The organism is Haladaptatus halobius (assembly GCF_020618475.1).
In the GTDB taxonomy this organism is placed as follows: domain Archaea; phylum Halobacteriota; class Halobacteria; order Halobacteriales; family Haladaptataceae; genus Haladaptatus; species Haladaptatus halobius.
In genome coordinates this window covers 2,623,381-2,647,389 of record NZ_CP085335.1, presented here as the reverse complement: position 1 = coordinate 2,647,389, position 24,009 = coordinate 2,623,381, and the positions used below count along the sequence as shown (strand labels likewise).

At 62.4% G+C, this 24,009-nt stretch carries 26 protein-coding genes; 18 read left to right on the top strand and 8 right to left on the bottom strand.

Annotated elements, in window-relative coordinates:
* Nucleotides 1-50: 50 nt before the first annotated feature.
* Complete coding sequence (locus tag LIW51_RS15465) at nucleotides 51-224, bottom strand: DUF7556 family protein (RefSeq protein ID WP_227374989.1); 174 nt, start codon at nucleotides 222-224, stop codon at nucleotides 51-53.
* A gap of 320 nt (nucleotides 225-544) precedes the next feature.
* On the opposite strand from LIW51_RS15465, the gene LIW51_RS15460 reads away from it, so the two are divergent.
* The 12 genes from LIW51_RS15460 to LIW51_RS15405 all read left to right on the top strand — a co-directional run bounded on the left by LIW51_RS15460 (nucleotide 545) and on the right by LIW51_RS15405 (nucleotide 14,830).
* A complete protein-coding gene (locus tag LIW51_RS15460; protein ID WP_227374988.1) occupies nucleotides 545-2,368 on the top strand; it encodes an ABC transporter substrate-binding protein in 1,824 nt (607 codons plus the stop codon).
* Nucleotides 2,369-2,566: 198 nt separating this feature from the next.
* Nucleotides 2,567-3,589 (top strand): ABC transporter permease, encoded by a 1,023-nt coding sequence (locus LIW51_RS15455; RefSeq protein WP_227374987.1) that lies wholly within the window; start codon nucleotides 2,567-2,569, stop codon nucleotides 3,587-3,589.
* A 1-nt stretch (nucleotide 3,590) separates the two neighbouring features.
* Nucleotides 3,591-5,060 (top strand): ABC transporter permease, encoded by a 1,470-nt coding sequence (locus LIW51_RS15450; protein ID WP_227374986.1) that lies wholly within the window; start codon nucleotides 3,591-3,593, stop codon nucleotides 5,058-5,060.
* Nucleotides 5,060-6,136: an ABC transporter ATP-binding protein gene (locus LIW51_RS15445; RefSeq protein WP_227374985.1), complete on the top strand. Its 1,077-nt coding sequence runs from the start codon at nucleotides 5,060-5,062 to the stop codon at nucleotides 6,134-6,136. The genes LIW51_RS15450 and LIW51_RS15445 overlap by 1 nt, the downstream gene beginning before the upstream one ends.
* Nucleotides 6,133-7,464 (top strand): ABC transporter ATP-binding protein, encoded by a 1,332-nt coding sequence (locus LIW51_RS15440; protein ID WP_227374984.1) that lies wholly within the window; start codon nucleotides 6,133-6,135, stop codon nucleotides 7,462-7,464. Before LIW51_RS15445 ends, LIW51_RS15440 begins: the two co-directional genes overlap by 4 nt.
* On the top strand, nucleotides 7,464-7,910 hold the full coding sequence (locus LIW51_RS15435; protein ID WP_227374983.1) for a DUF7555 family protein: 447 nt from the start codon (nucleotides 7,464-7,466) through the stop codon (nucleotides 7,908-7,910). Before LIW51_RS15440 ends, LIW51_RS15435 begins: the two co-directional genes overlap by 1 nt.
* Nucleotides 7,911-7,947: 37 nt before the next feature.
* On the top strand, nucleotides 7,948-8,514 hold the full coding sequence (locus tag LIW51_RS15430; RefSeq protein ID WP_227374982.1) for a DUF7529 family protein: 567 nt from the start codon (nucleotides 7,948-7,950) through the stop codon (nucleotides 8,512-8,514).
* 118 nt (nucleotides 8,515-8,632) lie between these two features.
* Complete coding sequence (locus tag LIW51_RS15425; protein WP_227374981.1) at nucleotides 8,633-9,481, top strand: CBS domain-containing protein; 849 nt, start codon at nucleotides 8,633-8,635, stop codon at nucleotides 9,479-9,481.
* The gene (gene glyS, locus LIW51_RS15420; RefSeq protein ID WP_227374980.1) at nucleotides 9,478-11,208 is read left to right on the top strand and encodes a glycine--tRNA ligase; all 1,731 of its coding nucleotides are present in this window, start codon (nucleotides 9,478-9,480) and stop codon (nucleotides 11,206-11,208) included. The genes LIW51_RS15425 and glyS overlap by 4 nt, the downstream gene beginning before the upstream one ends.
* A gap of 2 nt (nucleotides 11,209-11,210) precedes the next feature.
* Nucleotides 11,211-11,786, top strand: a complete 576-nt coding sequence (locus LIW51_RS15415; protein WP_227374979.1) for a diacylglycerol/polyprenol kinase family protein — start codon at nucleotides 11,211-11,213, stop codon at nucleotides 11,784-11,786.
* Between the two features lie 277 nt (nucleotides 11,787-12,063).
* Entirely contained in the window at nucleotides 12,064-14,421 is a 2,358-nt protein-coding gene (locus LIW51_RS15410; RefSeq protein ID WP_227374978.1) for a DEAD/DEAH box helicase, read from the top strand.
* Between the two features lie 178 nt (nucleotides 14,422-14,599).
* Nucleotides 14,600-14,830: a hypothetical protein gene (locus tag LIW51_RS15405; RefSeq protein WP_227374977.1), complete on the top strand. Its 231-nt coding sequence runs from the start codon at nucleotides 14,600-14,602 to the stop codon at nucleotides 14,828-14,830.
* A gap of 13 nt (nucleotides 14,831-14,843) precedes the next feature.
* Here the strand turns inward: LIW51_RS15405 and LIW51_RS15400 are convergent, their stop codons facing one another.
* A complete protein-coding gene (locus tag LIW51_RS15400) occupies nucleotides 14,844-15,236 on the bottom strand; it encodes a universal stress protein (protein WP_227374976.1) in 393 nt (130 codons plus the stop codon).
* 24 nt (nucleotides 15,237-15,260) lie between these two features.
* Nucleotides 15,261-15,884 carry an Sjogren's syndrome/scleroderma autoantigen 1 family protein gene (locus tag LIW51_RS15395; RefSeq protein WP_227374975.1) on the bottom strand — a complete coding sequence of 208 codons (624 nt, stop codon included), beginning with the start codon at nucleotides 15,882-15,884 and terminating at the stop codon, nucleotides 15,261-15,263.
* 82 nt (nucleotides 15,885-15,966) lie between these two features.
* On the opposite strand from LIW51_RS15395, the gene LIW51_RS15390 reads away from it, so the two are divergent.
* Entirely contained in the window at nucleotides 15,967-16,617 is a 651-nt protein-coding gene (locus LIW51_RS15390) for a CRISPR-associated protein Cas4 (RefSeq protein ID WP_227374974.1), read from the top strand.
* Here LIW51_RS15390 and LIW51_RS15385 read toward each other — a convergent pair.
* The 4 genes from LIW51_RS15385 to LIW51_RS15370 all read right to left on the bottom strand — a co-directional run bounded on the left by LIW51_RS15385 (nucleotide 16,600) and on the right by LIW51_RS15370 (nucleotide 19,032).
* Nucleotides 16,600-17,190: an L-threonylcarbamoyladenylate synthase gene (locus LIW51_RS15385; protein ID WP_227374973.1), complete on the bottom strand. Its 591-nt coding sequence runs from the start codon at nucleotides 17,188-17,190 to the stop codon at nucleotides 16,600-16,602. The two genes, LIW51_RS15390 and LIW51_RS15385, sit on opposite strands and share 18 nt — an antisense overlap.
* A gap of 102 nt (nucleotides 17,191-17,292) precedes the next feature.
* The gene (locus LIW51_RS15380; RefSeq protein WP_227374972.1) at nucleotides 17,293-17,847 is read right to left on the bottom strand and encodes a M23 family metallopeptidase; all 555 of its coding nucleotides are present in this window, start codon (nucleotides 17,845-17,847) and stop codon (nucleotides 17,293-17,295) included.
* A gap of 397 nt (nucleotides 17,848-18,244) precedes the next feature.
* On the bottom strand, nucleotides 18,245-18,757 hold the full coding sequence (locus tag LIW51_RS15375; protein ID WP_227374971.1) for a redoxin domain-containing protein: 513 nt from the start codon (nucleotides 18,755-18,757) through the stop codon (nucleotides 18,245-18,247).
* Nucleotides 18,757-19,032 (bottom strand): glutathione S-transferase N-terminal domain-containing protein, encoded by a 276-nt coding sequence (locus LIW51_RS15370; RefSeq protein WP_227374970.1) that lies wholly within the window; start codon nucleotides 19,030-19,032, stop codon nucleotides 18,757-18,759. Before LIW51_RS15370 ends, LIW51_RS15375 begins: the two co-directional genes overlap by 1 nt.
* 116 nt (nucleotides 19,033-19,148) lie before the next feature.
* Here LIW51_RS15370 and LIW51_RS15365 point away from each other — a divergent pair, with 116 nt between their 5' ends.
* Nucleotides 19,149-20,540, top strand: coding sequence for a hemolysin family protein (locus tag LIW51_RS15365; RefSeq protein WP_227374969.1), 1,392 nt, complete (start codon nucleotides 19,149-19,151; stop codon nucleotides 20,538-20,540).
* A gap of 129 nt (nucleotides 20,541-20,669) precedes the next feature.
* Nucleotides 20,670-20,837 carry a 6,7-dimethyl-8-ribityllumazine synthase gene (locus LIW51_RS15360; protein ID WP_227374968.1) on the top strand — a complete coding sequence of 56 codons (168 nt, stop codon included), beginning with the start codon at nucleotides 20,670-20,672 and terminating at the stop codon, nucleotides 20,835-20,837.
* Between the two features lie 413 nt (nucleotides 20,838-21,250).
* Here LIW51_RS15360 and LIW51_RS15355 read toward each other — a convergent pair whose 3' ends face one another.
* Nucleotides 21,251-21,853, bottom strand: a complete 603-nt coding sequence (locus tag LIW51_RS15355) for a conditioned medium-induced protein 4 (RefSeq protein ID WP_227374967.1) — start codon at nucleotides 21,851-21,853, stop codon at nucleotides 21,251-21,253.
* A gap of 128 nt (nucleotides 21,854-21,981) precedes the next feature.
* Here LIW51_RS15355 and LIW51_RS15350 point away from each other — a divergent pair, with 128 nt between their 5' ends.
* From LIW51_RS15350 to LIW51_RS15340, 3 genes are read left to right on the top strand one after another with little or no spacing between them, the layout of a single operon-like run.
* Nucleotides 21,982-22,566 (top strand): biotin transporter BioY, encoded by a 585-nt coding sequence (locus LIW51_RS15350; protein ID WP_227374966.1) that lies wholly within the window; start codon nucleotides 21,982-21,984, stop codon nucleotides 22,564-22,566.
* The gene (locus LIW51_RS15345) at nucleotides 22,563-23,261 is read left to right on the top strand and encodes an energy-coupling factor ABC transporter ATP-binding protein (protein ID WP_227374965.1); all 699 of its coding nucleotides are present in this window, start codon (nucleotides 22,563-22,565) and stop codon (nucleotides 23,259-23,261) included. The genes LIW51_RS15350 and LIW51_RS15345 overlap by 4 nt, the downstream gene beginning before the upstream one ends.
* Complete coding sequence (locus LIW51_RS15340; RefSeq protein WP_227374964.1) at nucleotides 23,258-23,965, top strand: energy-coupling factor transporter transmembrane component T family protein; 708 nt, start codon at nucleotides 23,258-23,260, stop codon at nucleotides 23,963-23,965. Before LIW51_RS15345 ends, LIW51_RS15340 begins: the two co-directional genes overlap by 4 nt.
* Nucleotides 23,966-24,009: the final 44 nt, after the last annotated feature.

Sequence of the window (24,009 nt, the reverse complement as noted above, 5' to 3'; positions counted from 1 at the left end):
GGTAGAAGAACGGTCGATGAGAGGGCTGTTCGAGTAAAGGATATCGGGGACTACTGCCAGTCCGAAAGCGAGGCTGCGTCTGTCATCCGCATGGAAATCCACGCGTCCTCGCGGGAGATGTCTGCGATAACGAGCCGCTCCGTGCGGCCGTCATCGTCCACCGAGGCCATAACCTCGGCGCTATCTGCAACCGACACCGACACTGCTGCCGTATCCGGCGTCATACTCTGAGAAACCGTACCAAGGGATATAAGCGCACCGAAACGCAGATGCACACTCTAGCAGATCGATGCGATCTGGCGCTATAACCGGGCGATACGCGCTGCAACAGCAGATTTCACGAAATAGCGGTTCGTTTCCCGATGATACCCTCTCCCTACCGAGCCCGTAGTGACATATGATTTACCTCTCCTCCGACGAAATACTTGAATCGTACAACAAACTCCGCATCGACTCTATTCCGCAAGAAACTGGCCGTTAAAGACCGTAACGGTGCAATCCTAAACGGTATGTTTATCCGTCGTGACACACAAGGCGAGTGTGGATGACAGATACTGACAACCTGACTCGTCGGCGGTTTTTACAGGCGACCGGGGGTGCGGCTTCGGCTGCTGCGCTCGCTGGCTGTACCGGTGGCGGTGGCCAAGGCGACGGTAAGAACAGCGGGAAAACGCTCCAGCTGATGAACTCGACGATGACCACGCTGGACCCGGTCAAGGCGACCGACACGGCGTCCGGCACGGTCATTCAGCAGATCTTCGACCCACTGATGAACTACCCCAACGGGGAAGTCGCCGTCGAGAACCTCCTCGTCGAGTCCCACTCGGTCTCCGACGACAAGAAGACGTACACCTTCAAGCTCAAGAAAGGCGCCAAATTCCACAACGGCAAGGAAGTCACGGCGAAAGACGTCGTCTACTCGTGGCGACGCCTCGCGGAGTCGAAGAACTCCCGTCGTGCGTACTTCATCCTCGACTCCATCGGCATCAAACACGAGTCCATGACTGTCACGTACAAGGACAGCGATGGGGAGAAACACGAGATGACCGTCGCAAAGCCAAACTCGCTGGCGATCAAGACGAACGGCAAACGCGAACTCCAAGTGACGCTGGAGAAACCGTTCCACGCCACGCTCGAGATGCTCGCGTACACGTCCTTCGCCGTCATCCCCGAGGGAATCGTCGGCGACATCAAGGGCTACGACGGCAAGAAGAAACACAGCGCGTTCGCCACGAAAGAACCCGTCGGTGCCGGACCGTTCGAGTTCAAGTCGTGGCAGAGCGACGTGAAAGCGGAAGTAACCAAGTTCAAGGACTATCACGGTGAGCCAGCGAAGGTCGACGGCATCCACTGGAAGATCTCCTCGGACTCGAACGCAAAGTACACGTACGCCGTCACGAACCAGAACGCCGACATGGGGTACGGCAGCCACTTCATACCGACCCCGAAGTACGAAGCCAGCAAGATTAAAGACACGAAGACCGACGACCTCGGTCGTAAGGTCGGGAAGTACGGTCCGATCGGGGGTAGCACGCTGAACTACCTCGCCGTGCCGACCATCAACTCCTACTACATCGGATTCAACACGAACGTCATCCCGAAGCCGGTTCGACAGGCGGTCGCGTACGCGATGGATCAGAAAACGATGATCGAGGAAGTGTTCAAGAGCCGCGGTGAACCCGCCTACCACTTCACTCCGCCGATGATCTACCCCGGCGGCGCGAAGAAGTACAAGTCGCACGCAGAGAGCAAGTACCCCTACGGGTACAACGAGTCCCAACTCGACAAGGCCAAGAAGGTCATGAAGGACGCGGGCTACGGCCCGAACAACAAGTTTAGCTTCGATTTCACGGTGTACGAATCCTCGGAGACGTGGCCGCAAGTCGGCAAGCTCCTGCGCGACCAGCTTCAAGCGGCCTACATCAACATGAGCGTCAAGAGTGCACCGTTTAACACGCTTCTCTCGCGAGGCCGGAAGGGTAACCTCCAGGCCTACTCGCTCGGCTGGATAATGGACTGGCCCGCACCGGACAACTTCCTCGGACTGCTGTACCCGCCGCTGACGGACACTTCGAAATCCTCGCCGCAAGCGTACACGAACTGGTCCGGCACCGCCGCCTCCAAGAAGGCGACGAAGGCGTGGGAGAAGATCCAGAACAACACCGGTCCCACGGATTCGGCACTCAAAGCCCGCGAAGAGGCGTACATCACCATGGAGGAAGCTAACTGGGAAGACGTGGTGTTCCTCAACACGTATCACAGTCTCAGCGAGCGGTTCTCCTACGACTGGGTCGACGCGCCGAAGTACGGCGGTGCCGGCTACAGTCGACAGATGTACAACAAAGTCAAACTCGGCGACCGTCAATAATAACGCCATTTATACATTTATTTTCGCCGAAGAATCCCCCAGCGAGTGCTATCTCTGTCCAGAAATCGGTGATGCTATCGCAAGACATAATGAGAGCAACGCAAAATACCCTCCCGTATTAGCTATGAACGCGGTAAACATTGGGTGCAACATACCGCACGACACGAGTAAGAGAGAGCAGGGGGTGAGCGAAACGTCATGAGTCGGTGGCGTTACTTCGCTCGACGCTTGTTACTATCCGTCCCCGTACTGATATTCGGGGCGTCGATAACGTTCGTCGTTATCCGTGCGGGACCGCTCGACCCGGTCGCAGCGATCCTCGGGCCGACGGGCGACCCGCAGGCGTACAACCGAATCGAGAGACAACTCGGACTGACCAAACCGCTGTGGGAACAGTACATCGACTACATGGTCAACATGTTCACGTTCCAGCTGGGGAAGTCGTGGGTTCTCAGTCCCGATACGAGCGCGTACTCGCTCATCCTCAGCTACGCGCCGCGAACCATCTGGCTGGGATTCTGGTCGGTGCTCATCGCCATCTTCATCGGTATCCCGCTCGGCTTCTACGCCGGACTCAACCCGAACACGTGGAGCGACTACTCGGCGTCGTTCGGCGGTATCGTCTGGCGTGCGATGCCGAATTTCTGGCTGGCGGTGATCGTGATGCAGGTGCTCTCGCAGTCTGAAGCCCTCATGTTCGGCTTCAACTGGGAGAATTGGCTCGTGCCGACGACGGTCGTCGGAGTGCCGTTCAGCAGTCCGCAAGACCTGATGAACCCGAACGACCTCCTCGCGGCGATCAAGAAGATAGCGCCAGCGGCGCTCGTGCTCGGTTCCGCGTCGATGGGGAACGAGATGCGCATCGGCCGGACGGCGGTGCTGGAGACGGTGAACTCCAACTTCATCGAGACGGCGCGCGCGAAAGGCGTTCCGCCCCGATCGCTCGTCTGGAAACACATCTTCCGGAACGCTCTCATCCCGCTCGTTCCCATCATCACGGGCGAGGCGTTTCTGCTCATCGGCGGGTCGGTGCTCGTCGAGACGGTGTTCGACATCAGCGGAATCGGCTCCTTGTTTTTCAGGGCGGTCACCCAGGGCGACTTACCGCTGGTCGGCTCGCTGATGTTCGTCTTCATCCTGCTCGTCGTGCTGATAAACATCCTTCAAGACTTCCTGTACACGGTCATCGACCCCCGCGTCGGCTACGAGGGAGGTGCCTGAGATGAGCCGCGTTCCCGACGCCGAAAGCGAACAACCCGTCCGCGAGCGCATCGCGGACAATCCGCAACCGGCCACGCTGTGGCTCGCCGGCCTCGTCCTCCTTATCGTCGTGGAGTTCGGCGCGCTGGCGAGCGGCGTGATGGCGATTCCGTGGGACCTGTTGGTGAACAAGCTGGCGTTCTTGAAGCCCATCGCCGCACCGCTCGCGACCGTCGGCGACGCGCTAGCGGACTTACCGACCCTGCTCACGCGGGAGAACTTCGACAACACAGGATGGAAGACACCGCAAGGCGGCGGTTGGGAAGGTACTTTTCTCAACCTGCCCCCGTCCATCGTCTGGACGCTTCGCGTCGTCCTCGTGTACGCCTACGCGCTGGCCTTTCTCTATTGGATTTGGCGCGGCTACCTGACGTTCCGCGAGCACTACCGGTACGCCGAGTGGACGCCCCGCGACGACATGGTCAATCGGTTCCGAGGCCACACGTGGGGGAAGTTCGGGTTCGTCGTCGTCTTCATGTTCGTCGTGATGGCGATATTCGCCCCGGCGCTCGGTCCGACGACGGTCGAGAGAACCATCCACAACCCGTACTCCTACGAAATCAAGTATCTGAACGAAGATACCGGAAAGGTCGAGACGATTCTCATCGGTGATGCGAACCTCAGGTCGGGATCGGAGGGTGCCGGCGGAAACGTCGGCCCGTGGACGTACGACGAGTACGGTCGATGGCACCCGTTCGGAACGATGCCGACCGGAAAGGACATGTTCACCTTCATGGTACACGGTGCTCGCGTGTCGCTGTTCATCGGCGTCGTCGCCATCGGGCTGAGCGGACTGGTCGCGGCGAGCTTCGCGCTGTTGACGGCGTACTACAAGGGTCTCGTCGACCTCGGCGTCGTCATCGTGGGCGACTCCATCATGTCGCTCCCGAGGCTGTTGTTCCTCATCCTGCTTTCGTTCGTCCTCCAAGGGACGTGGATTGCGGGCGTCTACAACGGCGGGTTCATGTTAGCGCTGCTGTTCGCCGGAACCGGCTGGCCGTTCCTCTGGCGCGCAGTGCGCGGCCCGGCGTTCCAAGTGGCCGAACAGGAGTGGATCGACGCGGCGAAGAGTTACGGCCAGAAACCCCGCGTGACGATGCAGAAACACATGGCCCCATACATCCTCGGCTACCTGCTCGTGTACGCTTCGATGAGCCTCGGCGGCATCATCATCGCCACCGCAGGGCTGTCGTTCCTCGGACTAGGTATCAACCCGCCGACGCCCGAGTGGGGGCGTGCCGTGGCCGTCGGTCAGGGTTACGTGGCGACGCAGTCGTGGCACATCCCGTTCATCCCGGGCGTGCTCATCGTGCTAGTCGTGACCGCGTTCAACGCGCTCGGTGACGGCATCCGCGACGCCATCGACCCGCAGAGCCAAACCGGCGAAGACGGCGGTGCTGAGGTCGCCGCGGCAGGAGGGAGTGGTGCATAATGGCGTCGAGCGAATACACCACGTCTGCGACCCGCGGGGACTCTATCTTGCAGGTGGAGAACCTACAGACCGCGTTCTTCACCGACAAGGAAGTCATCCGTGCGGTCGACGGCGTCTCCTTCGACATCGAACGCGGCGAGACGGTCGGCATCGTCGGCGAATCCGGATCCGGCAAGAGCGTCACCGCGCGCTCCATCATGGGTCTCATCAAGTCGCCGGGCCGCATCCTCGGTGGAAGCATCGAGTTCGACGGTGAGGAACTGACGACTAAAATCGAAAAGGAGTACCGCCAGATTCGCGGTGGGGACATCGCCATGGTGTTCCAAGACCCGCTGACGAGTCTGAACCCCGTCTACACGGTCGGTAACCAAATAAAGGAGGCGCTCCGTCTCCATCAGGGACTGCGCGGAACGGAGGCGACCAAGGAAGCCATCAATCTGCTCGAAGCAGTCGGGATTCCGGACGCCTCCCGGCGCGTCAAGGAGTATCCCCACGAATTCTCCGGCGGGATGCGCCAGCGGGCCGTCATTGCTATGGCGCTCGCCTGCGACCCCGAACTGCTCATCTGCGACGAGCCGACGACCGCGCTCGACGTGACGATCCAAGCGCAGATCCTCGAACTCCTTCAGGAGATACAGGAAGACCGCGACCTCGCCATCATGTTCATCACGCACGACATGGGCGTCATCGCCGAAATCGCGGATCGCGTGAACGTGATGTACGCGGGCGAAATCGTCGAAACGGCGCCCGTCGTGGAACTGTTCGAGAATCCGCGCCACCCCTACACGCGAGGCCTGTTGCGGAGTATTCCCGGAAACACCCCGGACGAGGACCGCCTCACGACAATCGAGGGCGACGTGCCGACACCGAACGAACCGGCGACGTACTGTCGGTTCGCGCCTCGGTGTCCCAAGGCGTTCGACGAGTGTGACAAGGTGCATCCGGTTTCACTGGAAGTTGAGGCGGGTGCGGAAGACCACACCGCCGCGTGCCTGCTCTACCCCGAAGACGTATCGCAGGAACGGGCGATCGAACTGCATCGAGAAGCGGAGACAGAAAGCGAGGAAGAACTATGAGTGAAGTACAGCAGACCAAATCGGTAAGCGTCGAAGAAGGCGAGACGCTCGTGAAGGTCAATGACCTGAAGACCTACTACGGCGAGGGCGGACTCATCGATTCGAATCCCGTCAAAGCCGTCGACGGCGTATCGCTGGACATCAAACGCGGCGAGACGCTCGGGTTGGTCGGCGAATCGGGTTGCGGAAAATCGACGCTCGGCCGGACGCTCATCCAGTTGGAGAACGCCACGTCGGGCGAGGTGCTGTTCGACGGTACCGACGTGACGGAACTTTCCGGGGCGGAACTCAAGAACTGGCGGCGAAACAGCCAGATGGTGTTCCAAGACCCCGAATCCAGCCTCAACGACCGGATGACCGTCGGCGAGATAATTCGCGAACCGCTGGACGTTCACGACTGGAAAACGCCCCGCGAGCGTAGAGAACACGTCCGCGAACTGTTGGACGTCGTCGGACTGCGACCCGAACACTACTACCGCTACCCCCACCAGTTCTCCGGCGGGCAGCGCCAACGCATCGGCATCGCGCGAGCACTCGCCTTGGAACCCGAGTTCATCGTGCTGGACGAGCCGGTTTCGGCGCTGGACGTGTCGGTGCAGGCCCAGATTCTCAACCTGCTCGAAGATCTGCAGGACGAGTTCGGGCTGACGTACCTGTTCATCGCCCACGACCTCTCCGTCGTGCGCCACATCTGCGACCGCGTCGCGGTGATGTATCTCGGTCACATCATGGAACTCGGCGACGCCGAGGAGCTGTTTGAGAACCCGAAGAACCCCTACACCATCTCGCTTCTGTCGGCGATTCCGGAACCCGACCCGACGAGCGACCGCGAACGAATCACGCTCCGCGGAACGCCGCCGAGTCCGCGCGACCCGCCGAAAGGCTGTCCGTTCAGCACGCGCTGTCCGATGAAGATACGGCCGGAGGAGTTCGAAGACGTCGACGTCGACCTCTGGGTCGCCATCGAGGTATTTCGGGAGGTCGTCCGCGAGCGTTCGCGCGCGGAGCGGTCGGCGACCGACCAGTTGAAAGAGATGCTCGGGATGGAGACGCGCTTCTCCGACATCGGCGAGATTCGACAGGAGCTGTTCGGCGGGCTCAACGTTCCCCGAAACATCGAAAAACACATCGAAGAGACGGCGGGCTACATCGAGAACAACGACGACCAACAGGCTCGCGAGTACCTCCGAGACGTGTTCGGTAGCATCTGCGACACCGACGAACCGGACGACTTCGTGGTGAGCGACACCGGTCGATTCAGCCACTGTCACCGCCACTTGGACGAGTACGAGGAGCCGGACGAGTTCACGCCCTACACGATGCGGTGATGGCCGACGCAGACCGACCACCGAGGCGGTTCCGACAGGTGATCGACGCGCTCGTCTACGCGGTCGCGGTGACGTGCGTCGCCTTCCTCGTCGGTGGGTTGCTGAGTTTCTCCCTCGGCAGGGGTCTGGTCGGCGTGAAGTACGTGCTGTTTCTGGTCGGCCTTCTGCTCTTCGGCTTCGCGACGTTCCAGTTGCGCCCGTCCCCGCCGTGGGACGTTGAGAAGACCGACGACGGGGTCGAAGTCGTGCGTAACGACCGAGGCGAGGTTATCGGGTCGCGCACGGAGACGCGGTTTCAGGCCGCAGTCCAGCGGATTCCGCCGTTGACGCATTATTCGATACCCCCGGAAGAACGGTTCCCGTCCTCCGTGAAGCTGTTTCTCTCGAGCATCACGGTGCTCGCGGTCTCGTTCGTCATGGAAGCGGTGTTCGGCGTCGGCGTGTAGCAACAGTTTTTACCGCTTCAAAACCTGACATGGCACTATGCCAGAGACCGGCGACGACGGAACGGAGTACGCCGAGCGGATTGCCGCCAACGCTGACGTAGAGAAGGACGCGTGGCGCTTGACGCTCGACGATATGGAGGCGATGGCCGCCGACCTCGAAGACGAAGGGTGGAACGTCATCGACATACCGGCCAGCCACACCGCGCCCGAGAACCCCGACGCGGGCGAGACGGATCGATTCGGCTTCGTCTACGTCATCCCGGACAACTACGCAGAGGAGTTCAGCGACGCCGTCGAGGTGGGCACGTTCCCGACGTACCGAGTCTTCCGAAAGGAAGTGTCGTCGCGGGTGTTCATGCTGACGCAGTACTTAGACCCCGACACTGACACCGCGATTCTCATCGTCGGAACGTACGAGATGATGCACGCGCCGCCGCTCGTGAAGACGGCCATGCGCGAAGACGAGATGTACAGCCACGTCCAGACCATCGACGGGACGGTGCTCGGGTCGTTCCGCCACGGCGACTACACGAAGTTCTTCCCGAATCCGGAAAAGTACGAGAACTACGTCGTCGAACCGCAGGTCGGAGAGAACGACGAGTAACGACTCGCCGGTCGCACTGTTTTCCGGTTTCGCCGCGGTTCGAACCGACGCGCATGTGAATCACGCCTCACTGCTCGGTTCGTAGGGTACAAGAAGGGTGAAACCGTATCCGGCGCGTATGAACGTTGCCGAAGCGATGACGCCTCGCTCTGACGTGGTCACTGTCGAGCTTCCGGGTACGCGCGACGACGTACTCGAATACCTACAGGAGCGGTCGTTCTCCTCCGTACCGGTCGTCAAACAGACCGACGACGGCGAGCAGTACCGCGGTCTCATCTCCCGCGACGACCTCATTGAGAATCCCGATGAAGACCAACTCGCGCTCCTGATGCGCGAGGTGGCGACGACGACGCAGGACGCGTCGGTCGAAGAGGTCGCCGCCCTGATGATGGAGGAGGGCACCCGGCGCGTGCCGGTCGTCGACGGCGAACTCGAAGGAATCGTCACCGTGACCGACGTGGTTCGAGCCATCGCCGAGAACGAAGCCGACGGCGACACCGAAGTCGGCGAACTGGCGAACAATGACGTGAACACCTGCTACGTCGAGACGCCGCTGACGGTCGCCGAGCGCGAGATATTCTACGCCAACGTCCCCTACGCCATCGTCTTGGATGACGACGGCGAGATGGACGGCATCCTCACCGAAGTGGATATCATCGAGGTCGCGCAGGTGGTCGAAGGCGAAGCCGACACGGGCGGGAGCATCGCCAACGAGGACGACGATTGGATGTGGGAGGGCATCAAATCGGTCGGCAACAGCTACATCCCGACCCGGAACGTCAAGATTCCGTCCGCACCCGTCCGCGAGTTCATGACCGACGATGTCGTCACGGTCTCGAAGCGAAAGACGGCCCGCGACGTGGCGCAGACGATGCTCACGAAGGATATCGAGCAGGTTCCGCTCGTGAGCGGCGACCAACTCGTCGGCATCGTTCGGGACATGAACTTGCTGGAGGCGCTCAGATGAGCGACGAACTGGTCGAACTTGCCAAGCGGCGCGGTTTCTTCTTTCAGGCGGCGGAAGCGTACGGCGGCGTCTCCGGCTTCTACGTATACGGTCCGGAGGGTGCGGCGCTGAAACGCAACCTCGAAGACTCGTGGCGCGACCGCTTTCAGGTGCAGGAAGGCCACCGCGAAATCGAAGCGCCGACCGTGATGCCTGAACCCGTCTTCGAAGCCTCGGGCCACCTCGACGGCTTCGACGACATGCTGATCGAGTGTCCCGAGTGCGGTGAGAGCCACCGCGCCGACCATATCATCGAGGACAACACGGGCATCGAGGACGCGGAGAGCCTCCCGTTGGACGAGATCGGCGCGCTCATCGCGGAACACGACCTGCGGTGTCCGAACTGCGACACCGAACTCGCGGGCGAACCGGTCGAGGAGTTCAACCTGATGTTCGAGACGACCATCGGCCCCGGCTCCGGCCACCCCGGCTACCTGCGCCCCGAGACGGCGCAGGGCATCTTCGTGGAGTTTCCGCGTCTCAAGGAGTACGCCCGCAATCAACTTCCCTTCGGCATCACGCAAGTCGGTCGGGCGTACCGAAACGAGATAAGCCCGCGGAAATCCATCGTTCGCGTCCGCGAGTTCACGCAGGCCGAACTGGAACACTTCATCGACCCCGAGGAGGACGAACCGCCGCTTCACCGGGTCGAAAACGCAGAAGTCACCCTCTACTCCGCCGACCAGCAGAACGCCGAGGACGGCGGCCACGTCCGGATGACCATCGGCGAGGCGGTCGAGGAAGGCGTCATCACGAGCGACTGGGTGGCCTACTACCTCGGCGTCGGTCAGGAGTGGTACGAGCGAATCGGCGTCGATATGGAGCGATTCCGCTTCCGCCAGCATCTCGCGGGCGAGCGCGCCCACTACGCGAGCGATTGCTGGGACGCCGAAGCCGAAGTCGACGGCGACTGGATAGAGATCACCGGCAACTCCTACCGGAGCGACTACGACCTCTCGAAACACGGCACGTACTCCGACGAGGATTTCACCGTCTTCCGCCAGTACGACGAGCCGAAGGTGGTCGAACGCGCCACCGTCGACCCGGACATGAGCTATCTCGGCCCGGAGTTCGGCGGCGTGGCGGGCGACATCGCGGACGCGCTTCAGACGCTCGCTGAGCGCGACCGAACCGCCTTCGAGGGCGACGAGGTGACCGTCGAAATCGACCGCGAATCGCACGCGATTCCGGTCGAAAAGACCGGCTTCGGCGTCGAAGAGGTCACGGAAGCGGGCGAGCACATCACGCCGCACGTCGTGGAACCGTCCATCGGTATCGACCGCGTGCTGTACACCGTCTTCGCGCACGCCTACGAAACAGACGAGGTGGACGACGAGACGCGTACTCGGCTGGCGCTCGAACCCGAACTCGCACCGACCACGGTCGGCGTCTTCCCGCTGATGGACAAGGACGGCATGGGCGAGACGGCCCGCGATATCGCCGGCGACCTCCGCGCGCGTGGCCTCGACGTGACCTACGACGATTCGGGGAACATCGGTCGGCGCTATCGGCGACAGGACGAGGTCGGCACGCCGTTCTGCGTGACGGTGGACTACGAGAGTCTCGACGACGACGCCGTGACGCTCCGCGAGCGCGACTCGACCGAACAGGTGCGGGTCGCTATCGCCGACCTTCCCGACATCCTTGCCGACCTCCGGAGCGGCGACCGCGCGTTCGCCAACCTGTAACCGTGGCGAGCGAAGTCAAGCGCCGACTGGTGCATGTCAGCGGAACCGGGGTGCCGGCGCTCTACCTGCTTGACTTGCTGACGTGGGAGCAGTTGCGCTTGATGCTCGTGCTCGGCTCGGCCGTCGCGTTGGTGCTGGAGATCATCCGCCTGCTCGTCGGTCTCGACTGGAGGATCTACGACGAACTCACGCGGTCGTACGAGCAGGACAACATCGCGGGGTACGCGCTCTACTTCTTCGGGATGACCGTGACTGCGTGGGCGTTCGAACCACGCGTGGCGATTCCGGCGATGCTAATGCTGACCATCGCTGACCCCATCAGCGGTCTGCTCGGCTCGGGCGAACTTGGTATCAAGGCGATTCACACCCTCCTCGTGACGTTCGCGGTCTGCCTCGTCATCGCGTCGCTTCTCGACCTCCCGCTTCCGGCCGCCGTGCTCGGCGCGCTGGCCGCGACGCTCGCGGACGGCGTCAAGCCGGTCGTCGCGGGCTACGTCATCGACGACAACCTCACGATTCCCATCGGCGCGGCGATGGCGATCTTCCTCGGATTGCAGTACGCGCCGACGCTCGTTTGACTATCGATATCTGTACTTCGGTGTTCCGCGATTGGTTCCGCTGAAGGTAGCTCGGTGTCGCCTCCTGTTGGAAGCCATCCCGTCGGCTGTCTTCCGTCCCGACGAGCGGCCCCGCCGGAGAGCGAACCACGGAAGTAGCCACCCGACGAACCGGGGTACGATGTTCAACATTCGATTCGTCGGGACTGATTCCGTCTTCCGATGAAAAACCCTCGCTGACCACTTTCACCCCGCCACACGAACCCTTTAATCGGATGACGACGAAACCCTACGACGAATGGCGACCACGGACGCTGAACTGAACTACGTGGAACATCCGTATCTCGCGCCGCAGTTCATCGAGCGGCGACTCTACCAGATTCAACTCGCGGGTACCGCACGAAACCACCACACCCTCGTCTGCCTTCCGACGGGGCTGGGAAAGACGACGGTCAGTCTGCTGGTCACGGCGGAGCGGCTAAACGAGGTTGGCGGGAAATCGCTCCTGCTCGCGCCGACGAAACCGCTGGTCAACCAGCACGCCGATTTCTACCGGGAGGCGCTCTCGGTTCCGGACGAGGATATCGTCGTGTTCACCGGGGAAGTGCGCCCGGCGGAACGCTCGGAGCTGTGGGAGTCGGCGACAGTCATCATCGCAACGCCGCAGGTCGTGGAGAACGACTTGGTCGGCGGGCGCATCGACCTCGGCCCAGTCACGCACATCACGTTCGACGAGTGCCACCGCGCGACCGGCGACTACGCCTACAACTACATCGCCGAGCGATACCACGCGGACGCCCGCGACCCCCTCGTCACCGGGATGAGTGCCTCGCCGGGCGGCGACAAGGAATCGATTCTGGGGGTGTGCGAGAACCTCGGCCTCCACGAGGTCGAGGTGATGACCGAGGAGGACAGCGACGTTTCGACCTACACCCACGACACCGAAGTCGAGTGGGTTCGCGTCCAACTCCCGGACGAGATTCTCGAGATTCGAGACGGACTGAACGAGGTCATCTCCGACCGACTGGAGCGCCTGAAGCAACTCGGCGTCGTCAACACGACGCGTCCAGATATCTCCCAGAAGGATTTGAACAAGGTTCGGGGCGAGTTGCAGAAGCTCATCGACAACGACCAGTCGGAGGGGTACAAGGGGATGTCCGCCCACGCGGAGGTGATGAAACTCCGGCGGGCGGTCGAACTCGCGGAAACGCAGAGCGTCGAATCCCTCCGCCGATATTTCGAGCGCCAGCGCAACTCCGCCCGGTCGTCGGGCGCGTCGAAGGCGAGCCAGCGGATGGTCTCGGAACCCAAAGTGCAGGAGGCGATGCGGAAAGCGGTGCAGTACGACGACCGCCACCCCAAATTCCGCAAGGCGCACACGTTCGTCGCTCAGACGCTCGTGGACGGCGGCCAACGGATCATCGTCTTCACCGAATCACGCGACACGGCCGAGACGCTGACCGAGTTCTTCGGCCAGCACTTCGACGCCCGGCGGTTCGTCGGGCAGGGCGACAAGGAGGGGAGCGACGGGATGACCCAGAACGAACAGCAGGAAGTGCTCGATAACTTCCACGCCGGCGAGTTCGAAGTGTTGGTCTCCACCTCCGTCGCCGAGGAGGGACTGGACGTGCCCGAGGTCGATCTGGTGCTCTTCTACGAACCCGTGCCGACCGCGGTGCGGTCGATTCAGCGAAAGGGTCGAACCGGCCGACAGGCGCAGGGGCAGGTCGTCGTCTTGCTCGCCGAGGACACCCGCGACGAGGCGTACTTCTGGATTTCGAAGCGCCGAGAGGACGAGATGGAAGAGGAACTCCGGAAACTGAAAGGCGTCGCCGCGGAAGTCGAAGAGGAACTCGACGAATCACAGCAGACGCTCGGCGACTTCGGCGGTGACGGCCACGCTTCCGAAGTGAATCAGGGCTTGCAGGAGTTCGAGACGGAAGGCCGCGGTGCGAACGAGTTGGACGGCGTGGTAGCGACCGCCCGAAGACGCGAGGACGGCGATAGCGTCGAAATCGTCGCCGACCAGCGCGAACTCGACGCGAACATCGCCCGCGACCTCTCCGCCCGCAACGGCGTGGATGTGCGACTGGAGACGCTGGCGGTCGGTGACTACGTGCTGAGCGACCGAGTCGTCGTGGAGCGAAAATCGGTGAGCGACTTCCTCGATACGCTGGTCGGCGGCGACCGTTCCGTCTTCGAGCAGGTGGGCGACATGAACCGACACTACGCCCGCCCCGTCGTCATCATCGAGGGCGACGGACTGTACGAACAGCGAAACGTTCACCCGAACGCGATCCGCGGCGCAGTCGCCTCGCTGGCGGTCGATTTCGGCACGAGCGTTCTCCGAACCGAGGATGAGGACGACACCGCGGACTTGCTCGAAGTCATCGCAACGCGCGAGCAGGAGGTGAGCAAGCGGGAGGTTTCGGTTCACGGCGACAAGCACGCGAAGACGCTTCCGGAACAACAGGAGTACGTGGTGGCCTCCATCGCCGACATCGGCCCCGTCACCGCTCGGTCGCTCCTACAGACGTTCGAGACGGTTCAAGCCGTTATGACCGCGTCGAAAGACGAGCTTATGGAAGCCGAAGGTGTCGGCGAGGTGACCGCCGACCGTATCCGCGAAGTTGTCGCGGGCGAGTACGACCCGTAATCCGTGGTTACTGGACAACAATATCGGGGTGTACGCCGCACATCTGTACGTGCAGTTCGCTCGGCCTAATCCTGCTCGTTCGCGCCGAAAATGGGTAGGCAAGGATATTCTAAACGACTTGAACGGTCAATCCACATTAAATGCCCTCGATTCGTTTACCCGGACGAGAGTAAAACCCATGCTGACCCCAGCGAGGTTGAGAGACGATGACGACGATAGGCGGGGCGTCGAGAATTTGTATGGAAAGCCACAGCACGAAACGCGCGGACGAGCGAGCGAACAGGAACTGTACGGCGAACCCCAGCACGACGTGTCGGACAGTCGTTTCCCCCCGGAGTTCGACCCGGATCTGGGATACGCGCTTGACTGGCTCGAATCTCCGGTGGACGCCGTCATCGTCCCCCGATGACGGTAGTCTTTCTTCAGGGAACGATAGTCACCGGAACCGCTTCGGCACGCACGATGGTTTCGGCGGCGCTCCCGAGGATCGCCCGTTCGATGGCTCCCGAGCCGTGATGGCCCATGACGACGTGGTCGTAGTCGTTCTCTTCCACCAGTTCTAAGACGTTCTCACCGACGCGGTCTCCCGGTCGGAACTCGAGTTGTACGTCCTCCGAGAGTTTCAGTTCCGCGTCGACGTCTTCCGCGTCGAGCACGTTGCGGGCGCGCGCGAGAATTTCGTCGGTGGCGTCGGTCGCTTCGTCGGAGAAGTGAACGACGTGAAGCGTGGCATCGAAGTTTCGGGCGAAGTTTGCGGCGAATCGAAGCGCGCGAAAACTATACTCGGAGCCATCGACAGGCACGAGAACGTCCATAGCGAGAAGTCGGTTGGTTCGGGCTTAACGTTTGGCCCGGTCGAGCGCCGTCAGCGCCTCCGCCGCTTCACGCGTCGCGGCCAGTAGTTCGCGGGCGTAGCCCACGTCGTCCGTCTGTTCCGCCTCGTGCGCGAGTCGCGTCAACTTCCGACGGAGCGCGTCCCGGGCTTCTGCGAGGTCGTCAGCATCGCCGATTTCGTCTCGAGCGGCGTCCGTCCGTGGCTCCGACTGATGCGTTTCCCGTCCTTGCGACTCTCTCGTCTGACCCGTCTGACTCGGCGGTGTGCGTCGCGGCTGCCGCGTTTGTCTCGGCTGTCGCGGCGGCTCAGGTTGCTGACTGGGCTCGTCCGACTCCGTACTCGGCTCCGGTTCGGCTCCGGTTTGTTCGACCTCGATCTCTGTCGCCGCTTCGGGAGTCGCCTCTTCGGAACTCGCTTTCGTGGCGGCCTCCCCCTGACACGTCGGACAGAACTCGGTTCCGTTCTGGCGGAAGACGGGGTCGCCGCAGTTGTCACAGTGTTTTCCCGTCATAGTCGCCCCCTGCAACAACAACTCGCTCATCCGTTGCGTCGATTTCCGCTCCTCCTTGTCCTTCTCGTACTGCTGGCGGAGTTTCTCCCGCTCGGCTTCCTTATCGAAGTCGCTCATGTGCGACCAGAGACTGTCCAGACTCTTGCCGCTTTCCCTCGTGCTTCCGGAGATTTATATATGAACCCGCGACCGAGTCGCGGTGTCGAAGATACCGTTCAGTGAACTCGAAACCGCCGCTTACTGCCTGCGAAAGCTCTACTATCGGCGGACGGACGACATTGAGGTTCCCGACCTCGTCGCCGACCGGCGGCGACTCGCGTTCGAGTACGATTCGCTCTGCGACGCCGACCTCACCTCTCGCCTGCTCGGCGTCTCGCCCGAACGGTTCCGGTCGAACCTCGACCGTGCCGCAGAACTCGACGCGTGGTCGGAACTCGTCGCCCCCGCCGACCGCGAGCGACTCGTCGAAGGGAAAGACTGTCGCGGTATCGTTCACAAGGTGCTCGACCTCGAAACGCCTGTCCCGTCGATGGTGTTCACCGGAACGCCACCGGAAGCGGGCGTCTGGGAACCACAGAGCGTCCGAACCGTCGCCGCCGCGAAGGCGCTCTCGTGGGAACACGGACGAACGGTCGACCGCGCGTTCGTGGAGTATCCCGCCTATGGCGTCGTTCGCGAGATTCGGCTGTCAGTCCGGAGAAAGGCCGCGTACCGCCGTACCGTCCGCACCGCTCGAGCCATCGACGGGCCACCGCCACGGTTGAAAAACGAGTCGAAGTGCGACGCCTGCGAGTATCGGGCCGAGTGCGGCGTGAAAACCCGCACTCTCCGGTCACTCCTCGGCGGCTAGCCACGCCTCTATCGCGTCTGCGCTCGTCCCGCGGCGGAGTATCTCGCCGCGCTCGACGTTCACGACGGTGCTCCCCGTCCCGCCGGTCTCCCCTCCGTCGAGGACGACCGTCGCGGCGTCTCGAATCTCGTCGTCGAGGTCGTCCGCGCGCATCACGCTCGCTCGCCCGCTCACGTTCGCGCTCGTGCTGGTGAGCGGCGTCGGCGCAACGCGCCGGAGGAGCTTCAGCGCGAGCGGTTGGTCGGGAATTCGGACGCCGACGCGCGTCCGGCCAGCGGTGAGTACGTCCGGAACCGCATCGCGCTTCTCACAGAGAATGGTCACAGGGCCGGGCAGAAACTCCTTCATGAACTCGCGTTCGCGCTCCGTCGGTCGGACGAACGACAGTGCTGACTCCGCATCGGGAACCGCGAGTGAGATCGGTTTCTCGCGCGCCCGCCGTTTCGCGTCGAACACTCGCTCGATGGCGTCGGGGTCGAGCGCGTCGGCTCCGAGACCGTACACCGTCTCGGTGGGATAGACGACGAGTTTCCCGTCTCGGATAGCCGCCACTGCCCGGTCGAGGTCGTCCATACCTCCTCTTCGACCGGCGAGCGAAAAAAGCGTAGCGTCCTCGAAACGGGCCGAGGCTCGTCCGTCGTCCTCGGCACCGCGAAGAAGCGGAGTTCGCCGAGTTCAGAACGTCCCGATGCCGCTGTAGTTCTTTGCGATACCCGTTTTGTCGTTTATCTCGTCGTAGAGGTCGCCGGCGACGTACTGATGTGCTCCGTTCTGCTCGACGGTGAAGTGGACGTGCGGACCGGTGGAATTGCCGGTACTTCCCACGTCGCCGATGTGTTGGTGACGACCGACGCTCTGGCCTTCAGAGACGTGGATGGCGCTGAAGTGGCAGTACATGGTCTGGTATCCAGGACCGTGGCCGACCTTGATGTAGTAGCCACAGCCGCCGGACTCGTATCTGGTCACGTCGACCGTTCCCTCGCGGGAGGCCACCACCGGCGTCCCCGAGTTGGCGGCGATGTCGAGCGCGAGATGGCCGCTGTGGTACTCCCGACTCACCTGTCCGATGACCGGGTACGAGAAGTCGGCGTGGGCGAGCCAGTTGCCCGCAGACCAGTCGGTCACGCGACCGTTGTTGCCGTCGCCGTTGTACTGGAGCTTCCACCACGTGTAGCCGTCGGCGTTGACCGGACCGTCGATTATGTAGCCCCTGGTGTACTGCTCCGCCACGGCGATACGGCCGTAGTTGGTGCCCGGACCGTTCCGGACGCTGAGATTGGAGGTCGTGTAAACTGGCAGCCCAGTGTAGTGGGTCGCCGAGGTACCGGACGTGGCCGCGAGACCGGCAGCACTGGTGATTGCACTACTTGATGCGCTGAGGAACTTCCGTCTGCCAAATTATTCTCTCATGACTAATATAATACGAGAATTCGAGATAGAATAAAAATACACTTTATATACAGGATTTTAGGATATAGATAGTGAATACATAGACGCGATAGTCGAAATATACATCGGAGAATGGTCGTTCGAGCTACGGTCGTCTGCCGTCCATCGGAGGTCTCCGTGGAATCCCTTCCGAGACGGGCGTTCGTCGCGGTTACTGCTCCCGACGGGGCCGTTCGGATTATCGCTCTTCGATGGCGCGTTCGATTTCGTCGTACTCCGGGAACTCCGGCCACTCCGCCGCCACCCACGCGTATTCGATCGTTCGGTTTTCGTCCAACAAGAAAACCGCGGGGCGCGGTTCGCTGATGCCCGCCATCCCGTCGAGGTCGTGACTGATGCCGTACCTTTCGGCGACTTCGTTCGACGGGTCGCTGAAGAGTCGGTACTCTATCCCGCGCTCCTCGACGAGCGTCTTGTGTTCGTACGGCGTCGAGATGGAGAGACCGACGATTCGCAGGTCGTGGTCGTCGTCCCATGCGCGTTCCCGGAGTTCGTTCCAGACGTAGGTCGCCGGAAACGCGCCGTCCATGCTGTGAAAGACGAGGAGGGTCGGCCCGTCTGCCGTCACGTCGGACAGCGACGCGTCCTCCCAGAACTCGTCGTTGACGAGCGGTCGCGTGAAGTCGGGTGCCGTCTCACCGACCTCGGGGTGGTTCGCCGGGCCGAGTTCCACTACGTCAAACTCGACCATCACTCGTCACCTCCCCGTCCGTAGGTGTCGTCGAGATACTCCACGATGTTCCCGCTCTCGCTCATCGTCACGCCCGTCCGCTCGTCCACGATGGCGGGGACGGTTCGCTTCCCGCTGATGCGCTTGACGACGTTCCGTTCCGAGTGCACGGGTTCAACGAACCGCGACCGGTACAGGAGGTCGTACTCCTGTAACTTTCGAACCACGCGCTCGCAGTACGGACACGCCTGCAACCGATACAGCGTGATAGCCGTCTCTGTCGTTTCGGCGCTCATGGGCGAGGTTTGGGCCGAAACTTCCGTAAGGGCTTCGTTCGCGGTAGTTCCATCTTTTTTGGGCACGGCAAAAGAATAAAGAGTTAATCCCGCTGACGCTCAAGGTGGGTTACTGAATGTCACTCTCTCCGAAACCGGTCATCCTCGCGCAAACTGCGCCGCTGGATAGCTTGTTCGGCATCACGATCACCGACGCGATCATCCAGTGGGGCGGAATTGCGGCTATCGTCATTCTGCTCGGACTCTCGGCGTTCTTCTCCTCCTCCGAGATCGCGATGTTTTCGCTCGCAAAGCATCGAGTGGAAGCACTGGTCGAAGATGACGTAGAGGGTTCGAAGACGGTTGCGGCGCTCAAGAGCGATCCGCATCGCCTGCTGGTGACGATTCTCGTCGGCAACAACATCGTCAACATCGCCATGTCCTCGATTGCGACCGGTCTGCTCGCGTACTTTCTCGGCAATCAGGGGCAGGCCGTCGCCATCGCCACGTTCGGCATCACGGCACTCGTCCTGCTGTTCGGCGAGAGCGCGCCGAAGTCGTACGCGGTCGAGAACACTGAGTCGTGGGCGCTCAGAGTCGCTCGACCGCTCAAATACTCCGAGTACCTCCTCCTCCCGCTGGTCGTCACGTTCGATTATCTCACGCGTCTCGTCAACCGCGTCACTGGCGGGCGCTCGGCCATCGAAACATCGTATGTCACGCGCGACGAGATTCAGGACATGATAGAGACGGGCGAGCGCGAGGGCGTTATCGAGGAGGACGAACGCGAGATGCTCCAGCGCATCTTCCGGTTCAACAACACCATCGCCAAGGAGGTGATGACCCCGCGTCTCGACATGACCGCCGTTCCCCAGAACGCGGCTATAGACGAGGCAATCGAGACGCTTGTTCAGGCGGGCCACGAGCGCGTGCCGGTGTACGAGGGAAGTCTGGACAACGTCATCGGCATCGCCACCGTCCGCGACCTCGTCCGCGAGAAGGATTACGGCGAAGGAGGCGACGGTCTCAAGCTCGGCGACCTGATTCAGCCCACGCTCCACGTCCCCGAGAGCAAAAACGTGGACGAACTGTTGACCGAGATGCGGGAAAACCGCATGCAGATGGTAATCGTCATCGACGAGTTCGGGACGACGGAGGGGCTCATCACCATGGAGGACATGGTCGAGGAGATCGTCGGCGACATCCTCGAAGGCGAGGAAGAAGAGCCGATAGAGTACGTCGACGACGACACAGTCATCGTCCGCGGCGAACTCAACATCGACGAGGTGAACGAGGCGATGGACATCGACCTCCCCGAGGGCGAGGAGTTCGAGACCATCGCGGGGTTCATCTTCAACCGTGCGGGCCGCCTCGTGGAAGAGGGCGAGAACATCGACTACGACGGGGTTCGCCTCCACGTCGAACAGGTCGAGAACACCCGCATCATGAAAGCCCGCCTCACGCGTCTGAACGACGCCCAGAGAGAGGCGAGCACGGTGGAAGAGGGCGTCGAGTCGGGCGTCGAATAGCGATTCGGTTTATCGATTCTTCACTGTCGCGGGACGCAGTCGGTGCCCATCTATTGTCGTTACACCCAGTTCCCCCATTACGCATCTGAGAACCATTTCAATTACGGATTCCGTTCGACAACCTGTTCTATGCCCGAAATCAGAGTTGTAGTCGCCGACATCAGCTTGGAGCGTGACGTTCGGGTGGTCGGGCCTGGTATGAGTCGGGCGGAGGCGGATGAACGAATCGAATACGGTGCGGATGCCATGAACAGTGCCCTCGATATACTCGACGCGTTTCCGGAGGCCGTTAACTGATCGTTGCGCTGTGGCTGGTGATACTAGTCGCTAGGGCTGATACTGCACCCGCATGCGGACGGGCGGCCCGAACCGCCGGAGCCGCCCATCCTCGCAGCCCTCATCCCGCCTCGGTGTGCGTGCGCCTTCGCTGACCGCTGGCTCAGGCACACGCCCCGCGCATCCGAACAGCGGCTGATAGGCCTGCCGCCACGCTGTAGCAGGCCAACCGTCAGAAATCGCCCGGTGACACAACCGCCAGAGGCTAGCCTACTCACCGGAAAATCTCCGATTTTCCGGGCCGACGAACCCCCGAAGGGGGGGTGAGGAGTGCTTTTGGCCCAGCTTTTTCCAGGGAGGCAAACCGAAACGAGCGCCACGTGACGCTCGTTTCGGCACCCGACCGCAGAAAAAGCTGGTAGCGAAAAGCTCGGTTAGAATGAAACGTTCGTCTCCATCCCCTCGGTCGCGTCGTCCAACCCGTCCTGCTGGATATCCCGCGTCATCTGGTCGGAGAGCTCGCGGTCTTGGAGGATGTTCTCGAACTCGTTGGTGTACTGCCGGTTGACCGTTCGCGCCGCGTCCTTCGCCTCGACGATGCGCCGGTAGCGCCGGACGGTGGACTCGCCGACGTCGAGTTCCTCGGCGCACTCGGCGGTGGGCGTGTCGTCCGCGAGGAGTGCGCGGAACTCCGCGACGTCGAACGGGGCGTCGTCGTCCGATTCTCGAAAGAGGTGGAGGTCGACCCGCGCCCGCGCGATGGTCTTCTCGTCCGCCGCACCGCCGAGTTCGTCGGCGATCTCCTCGTCGTCGTCCCCGGCGTAGAAGTGTCGGACAACCGTCACAAGTTCCTCGTCGGAGAGCGCCGTATCGAAGGCGTACCGCTCGCGCATCTCCTCAACCACGCCGCGCAGTCGCTCGCCCACCTTCTTCTCCGAGCCGAGCGACCCATGCGTCTCCTCCTGTTTTTCCGTAACCGTCGCTTCGTCCGTCACATCCATGAAGATGTCTCGAAGTTCCTCCGTCTTCTTGTCCATGGCGCGTTTGTGACGCCTGAATCATATAAAAACCTGTTGGGCGGGCGCTAAAATTTTCCATGCGATGATTCGACGAACCAAGGTCGTCAACCGAAGCTATCATGCTGGTTGACGAGCGACGCTTCGCCATGTCAACGGAAACTGGGTCGGTCGAACTGGTCGGCGAGCAGACGGTAAGCAATATCACTCGTACCGCGCTGTTCGCGGCCGTCGTCGGCGCGTTCGCGCAGGTATCGTTTCCGAATCCGCTCGCTCCCGCAATTCCGGTCACGTTGCAGGTGCTCGGCGTCTTCCTCGCCGGTATCTTTCTCGGCCCGCTGTGGGGGAGCGCGTCGCTCGTCCTCTACCTTGTCGCGGGCGCGGTCGGTGCGCCGGTCTTCGCGGGCGGTTCCGCGGGGCTGGTCGAACTGGTCGGTCTGACCGGCGGCTACCTGCTCTCGTACCCCGTCGCCGCGTTCGTCGTCGGCACGACGGTTCACGGCGGTCTGACGCTCCACGATCCGAAGACGGCGGGCGTCCCCCGTCTCGTCGCGGGGATGCTCGCCGGAACTGCCGTCATCTACACCTTCGGAACCGTCGGTTTCTCGCTCGTCGGAAACTATGCGCTCGCCGAAGCGTTCACGCTCTCGGCGCTGGCGTTCGTCCCCTTCGAGGCGTTCAAGATCGCCGCCGCGGTCGGTATCGTCCGGAGCGACCGCGTCACCGCCGAATGATAGCGACGCAGGACCTCGTTCACCGCTTCGGCGAGACGAGGGCACTCGACGGGGTGAACCTCTCCGTTCCCGGTGGACAGTTCGTCGTCCTCACCGGTCCGAACGGAAGCGGGAAGACGACGCTCGTCCGGCACTTCAACGGCCTGCTCGCGCCGGACGAAGGACAGGTGCTAGTGGACGACGTGCCCGTCGCCGACGACCTCGTGGCCGCGCGAACGCGCGTCGGGATGGTGTTCCAGAACCCTCGCGATAGCTTCGTCGCGGCGACCGTCGGCGCGGACGTGGCCTTCGGCCCCGAGAACCTCGGTTTCTCGCGCGACGAGATCGACCGCCGGGTCGATCTCGCACTCTCGGCGGTCGGGATGGCGGATCGCCGCGACGACCGAATCGGCGCCCTCTCCGGCGGCGAGCGCCAGCGCGTCGCTATCGCGGGCGCGCTAGCGATGGAGCCGAACCACCTCGTGCTGGACGAACCGTTCACCGGACTCGATGCTCGTGCCCGCGAGTCGGTCGTCGCGCATCTCGAACGCCTCTCCGACACCGGAACCGGCGTCGTCGTCGTCACGCACGACCTTCGAGACGCGTGGTCGCTCGCGGATAGGGTGGTCGCGCTTTCCGACGGCCGGGTTGCGGTGGACGGCTCACCCACCGAGGTCGAAGCCGAACTCGCCGACCTCGGGGTTCGCGTCCCGTGACGCTCGCATATCACCCCACCGGGTCGTTCGCCGAACGCCTCGACCCGCGGACGAAACTATTCTTTCAGACTACGTTCGCGGTCGCCGTCTTCGCGCACGCGACGCCTCGCGGACTCGCAGCGTCGACCGTACTGATCGCCGCGGTGCTTGCCGGGGCGGCCACGTCGCCATTTTGGGTCATTCGGGAGTTTCGGCACGTCCTCCCGTTCCTGCTAGGCGGCCCGTTGTTCGCCGCGCTCTCGTTCGGCTCTCCGTGGGTGGTTCCGGAAGAGGCGATCGCGCCCGCGCTGGCGAGCTACCGCGTCTTCCTCGTCCTCTGCGTCAGCGCGGCCTACGTCCGGACGACGCCGGTTCGTGAGTCGCGGGCGGCGCTCCAGTGGCTCGTTCCGGGACGACCGGGGCAGTTCTTGGGGATGGGTGTCGCGTTCGTCTTCCGGTTTCTACCCGTCTTGCAGGCCGACATCCGGGCGATTCGGGAGGCGATGTCGGCGCGCCTCGGTGCGAGACGACCGCTCGCGGAGCGGATGCGACTCGTCGGCTCTGCGGGATTGGCGCGGGCGTTCGACCGAGCGGACAGGTTCTCGCTCGCGCTTCGCGCTCGCTGCTTCGCGTGGAACCCGACCCTTCCCCCGCTGTCGGTTTCGCGGTGGGACGTGCCGGTCGCTTGTCTATCGGTTGCGCTACTCGGGTCGACTCTGTTATAAACTAGAAACAAGTTTCTTATTCTCGCAAGACGGCGCGGCGACGA

What these genes read in the sequence shown, in the direction of transcription:
- LIW51_RS15375 (WP_227374971.1), bottom strand. Translation starts at nt 18,757, where the DNA reads ATGGTCGAGTTTGACGTAGTGGAACTCGGCCCGGCGAACCACCCCGAG.
- LIW51_RS15355 (WP_227374967.1), bottom strand. Translation starts at nt 21,853, where the DNA reads ATGGACAAGAAGACGGAGGAACTTCGAGACATCTTCATGGATGTGACG.
- LIW51_RS15385 (WP_227374973.1), bottom strand. Translation starts at nt 17,190, where the DNA reads ATGGACGACCTCGACCGGGCAGTGGCGGCTATCCGAGACGGGAAACTC.
- LIW51_RS15440 (WP_227374984.1), top strand. Translation starts at nt 6,133, where the DNA reads ATGAGTGAAGTACAGCAGACCAAATCGGTAAGCGTCGAAGAAGGCGAG.
- LIW51_RS15345 (WP_227374965.1), top strand. Translation starts at nt 22,563, where the DNA reads ATGATAGCGACGCAGGACCTCGTTCACCGCTTCGGCGAGACGAGGGCA.
- LIW51_RS15425 (WP_227374981.1), top strand. Translation starts at nt 8,633, where the DNA reads ATGAACGTTGCCGAAGCGATGACGCCTCGCTCTGACGTGGTCACTGTC.
- LIW51_RS15445 (WP_227374985.1), top strand. Translation starts at nt 5,060, where the DNA reads ATGGCGTCGAGCGAATACACCACGTCTGCGACCCGCGGGGACTCTATC.
- LIW51_RS15460 (WP_227374988.1), top strand. Translation starts at nt 545, where the DNA reads ATGACAGATACTGACAACCTGACTCGTCGGCGGTTTTTACAGGCGACC.
- LIW51_RS15405 (WP_227374977.1), top strand. Translation starts at nt 14,600, where the DNA reads ATGCTGACCCCAGCGAGGTTGAGAGACGATGACGACGATAGGCGGGGC.
- LIW51_RS15410 (WP_227374978.1), top strand. Translation starts at nt 12,064, where the DNA reads ATGGCGACCACGGACGCTGAACTGAACTACGTGGAACATCCGTATCTC.
- LIW51_RS15370 (WP_227374970.1), bottom strand. Translation starts at nt 19,032, where the DNA reads ATGAGCGCCGAAACGACAGAGACGGCTATCACGCTGTATCGGTTGCAG.
- LIW51_RS15365 (WP_227374969.1), top strand. Translation starts at nt 19,149, where the DNA reads ATGTCACTCTCTCCGAAACCGGTCATCCTCGCGCAAACTGCGCCGCTG.
- glyS (WP_227374980.1), top strand. Translation starts at nt 9,478, where the DNA reads ATGAGCGACGAACTGGTCGAACTTGCCAAGCGGCGCGGTTTCTTCTTT.
- LIW51_RS15435 (WP_227374983.1), top strand. Translation starts at nt 7,464, where the DNA reads ATGGCCGACGCAGACCGACCACCGAGGCGGTTCCGACAGGTGATCGAC.
- LIW51_RS15360 (WP_227374968.1), top strand. Translation starts at nt 20,670, where the DNA reads ATGCCCGAAATCAGAGTTGTAGTCGCCGACATCAGCTTGGAGCGTGAC.
- LIW51_RS15395 (WP_227374975.1), bottom strand. Translation starts at nt 15,884, where the DNA reads ATGAGCGACTTCGATAAGGAAGCCGAGCGGGAGAAACTCCGCCAGCAG.
- LIW51_RS15455 (WP_227374987.1), top strand. Translation starts at nt 2,567, where the DNA reads ATGAGTCGGTGGCGTTACTTCGCTCGACGCTTGTTACTATCCGTCCCC.
- LIW51_RS15465 (WP_227374989.1), bottom strand. Translation starts at nt 224, where the DNA reads ATGACGCCGGATACGGCAGCAGTGTCGGTGTCGGTTGCAGATAGCGCC.
- LIW51_RS15400 (WP_227374976.1), bottom strand. Translation starts at nt 15,236, where the DNA reads ATGGACGTTCTCGTGCCTGTCGATGGCTCCGAGTATAGTTTTCGCGCG.
- LIW51_RS15350 (WP_227374966.1), top strand. Translation starts at nt 21,982, where the DNA reads ATGTCAACGGAAACTGGGTCGGTCGAACTGGTCGGCGAGCAGACGGTA.
- LIW51_RS15450 (WP_227374986.1), top strand. Translation starts at nt 3,591, where the DNA reads ATGAGCCGCGTTCCCGACGCCGAAAGCGAACAACCCGTCCGCGAGCGC.
- LIW51_RS15430 (WP_227374982.1), top strand. Translation starts at nt 7,948, where the DNA reads ATGCCAGAGACCGGCGACGACGGAACGGAGTACGCCGAGCGGATTGCC.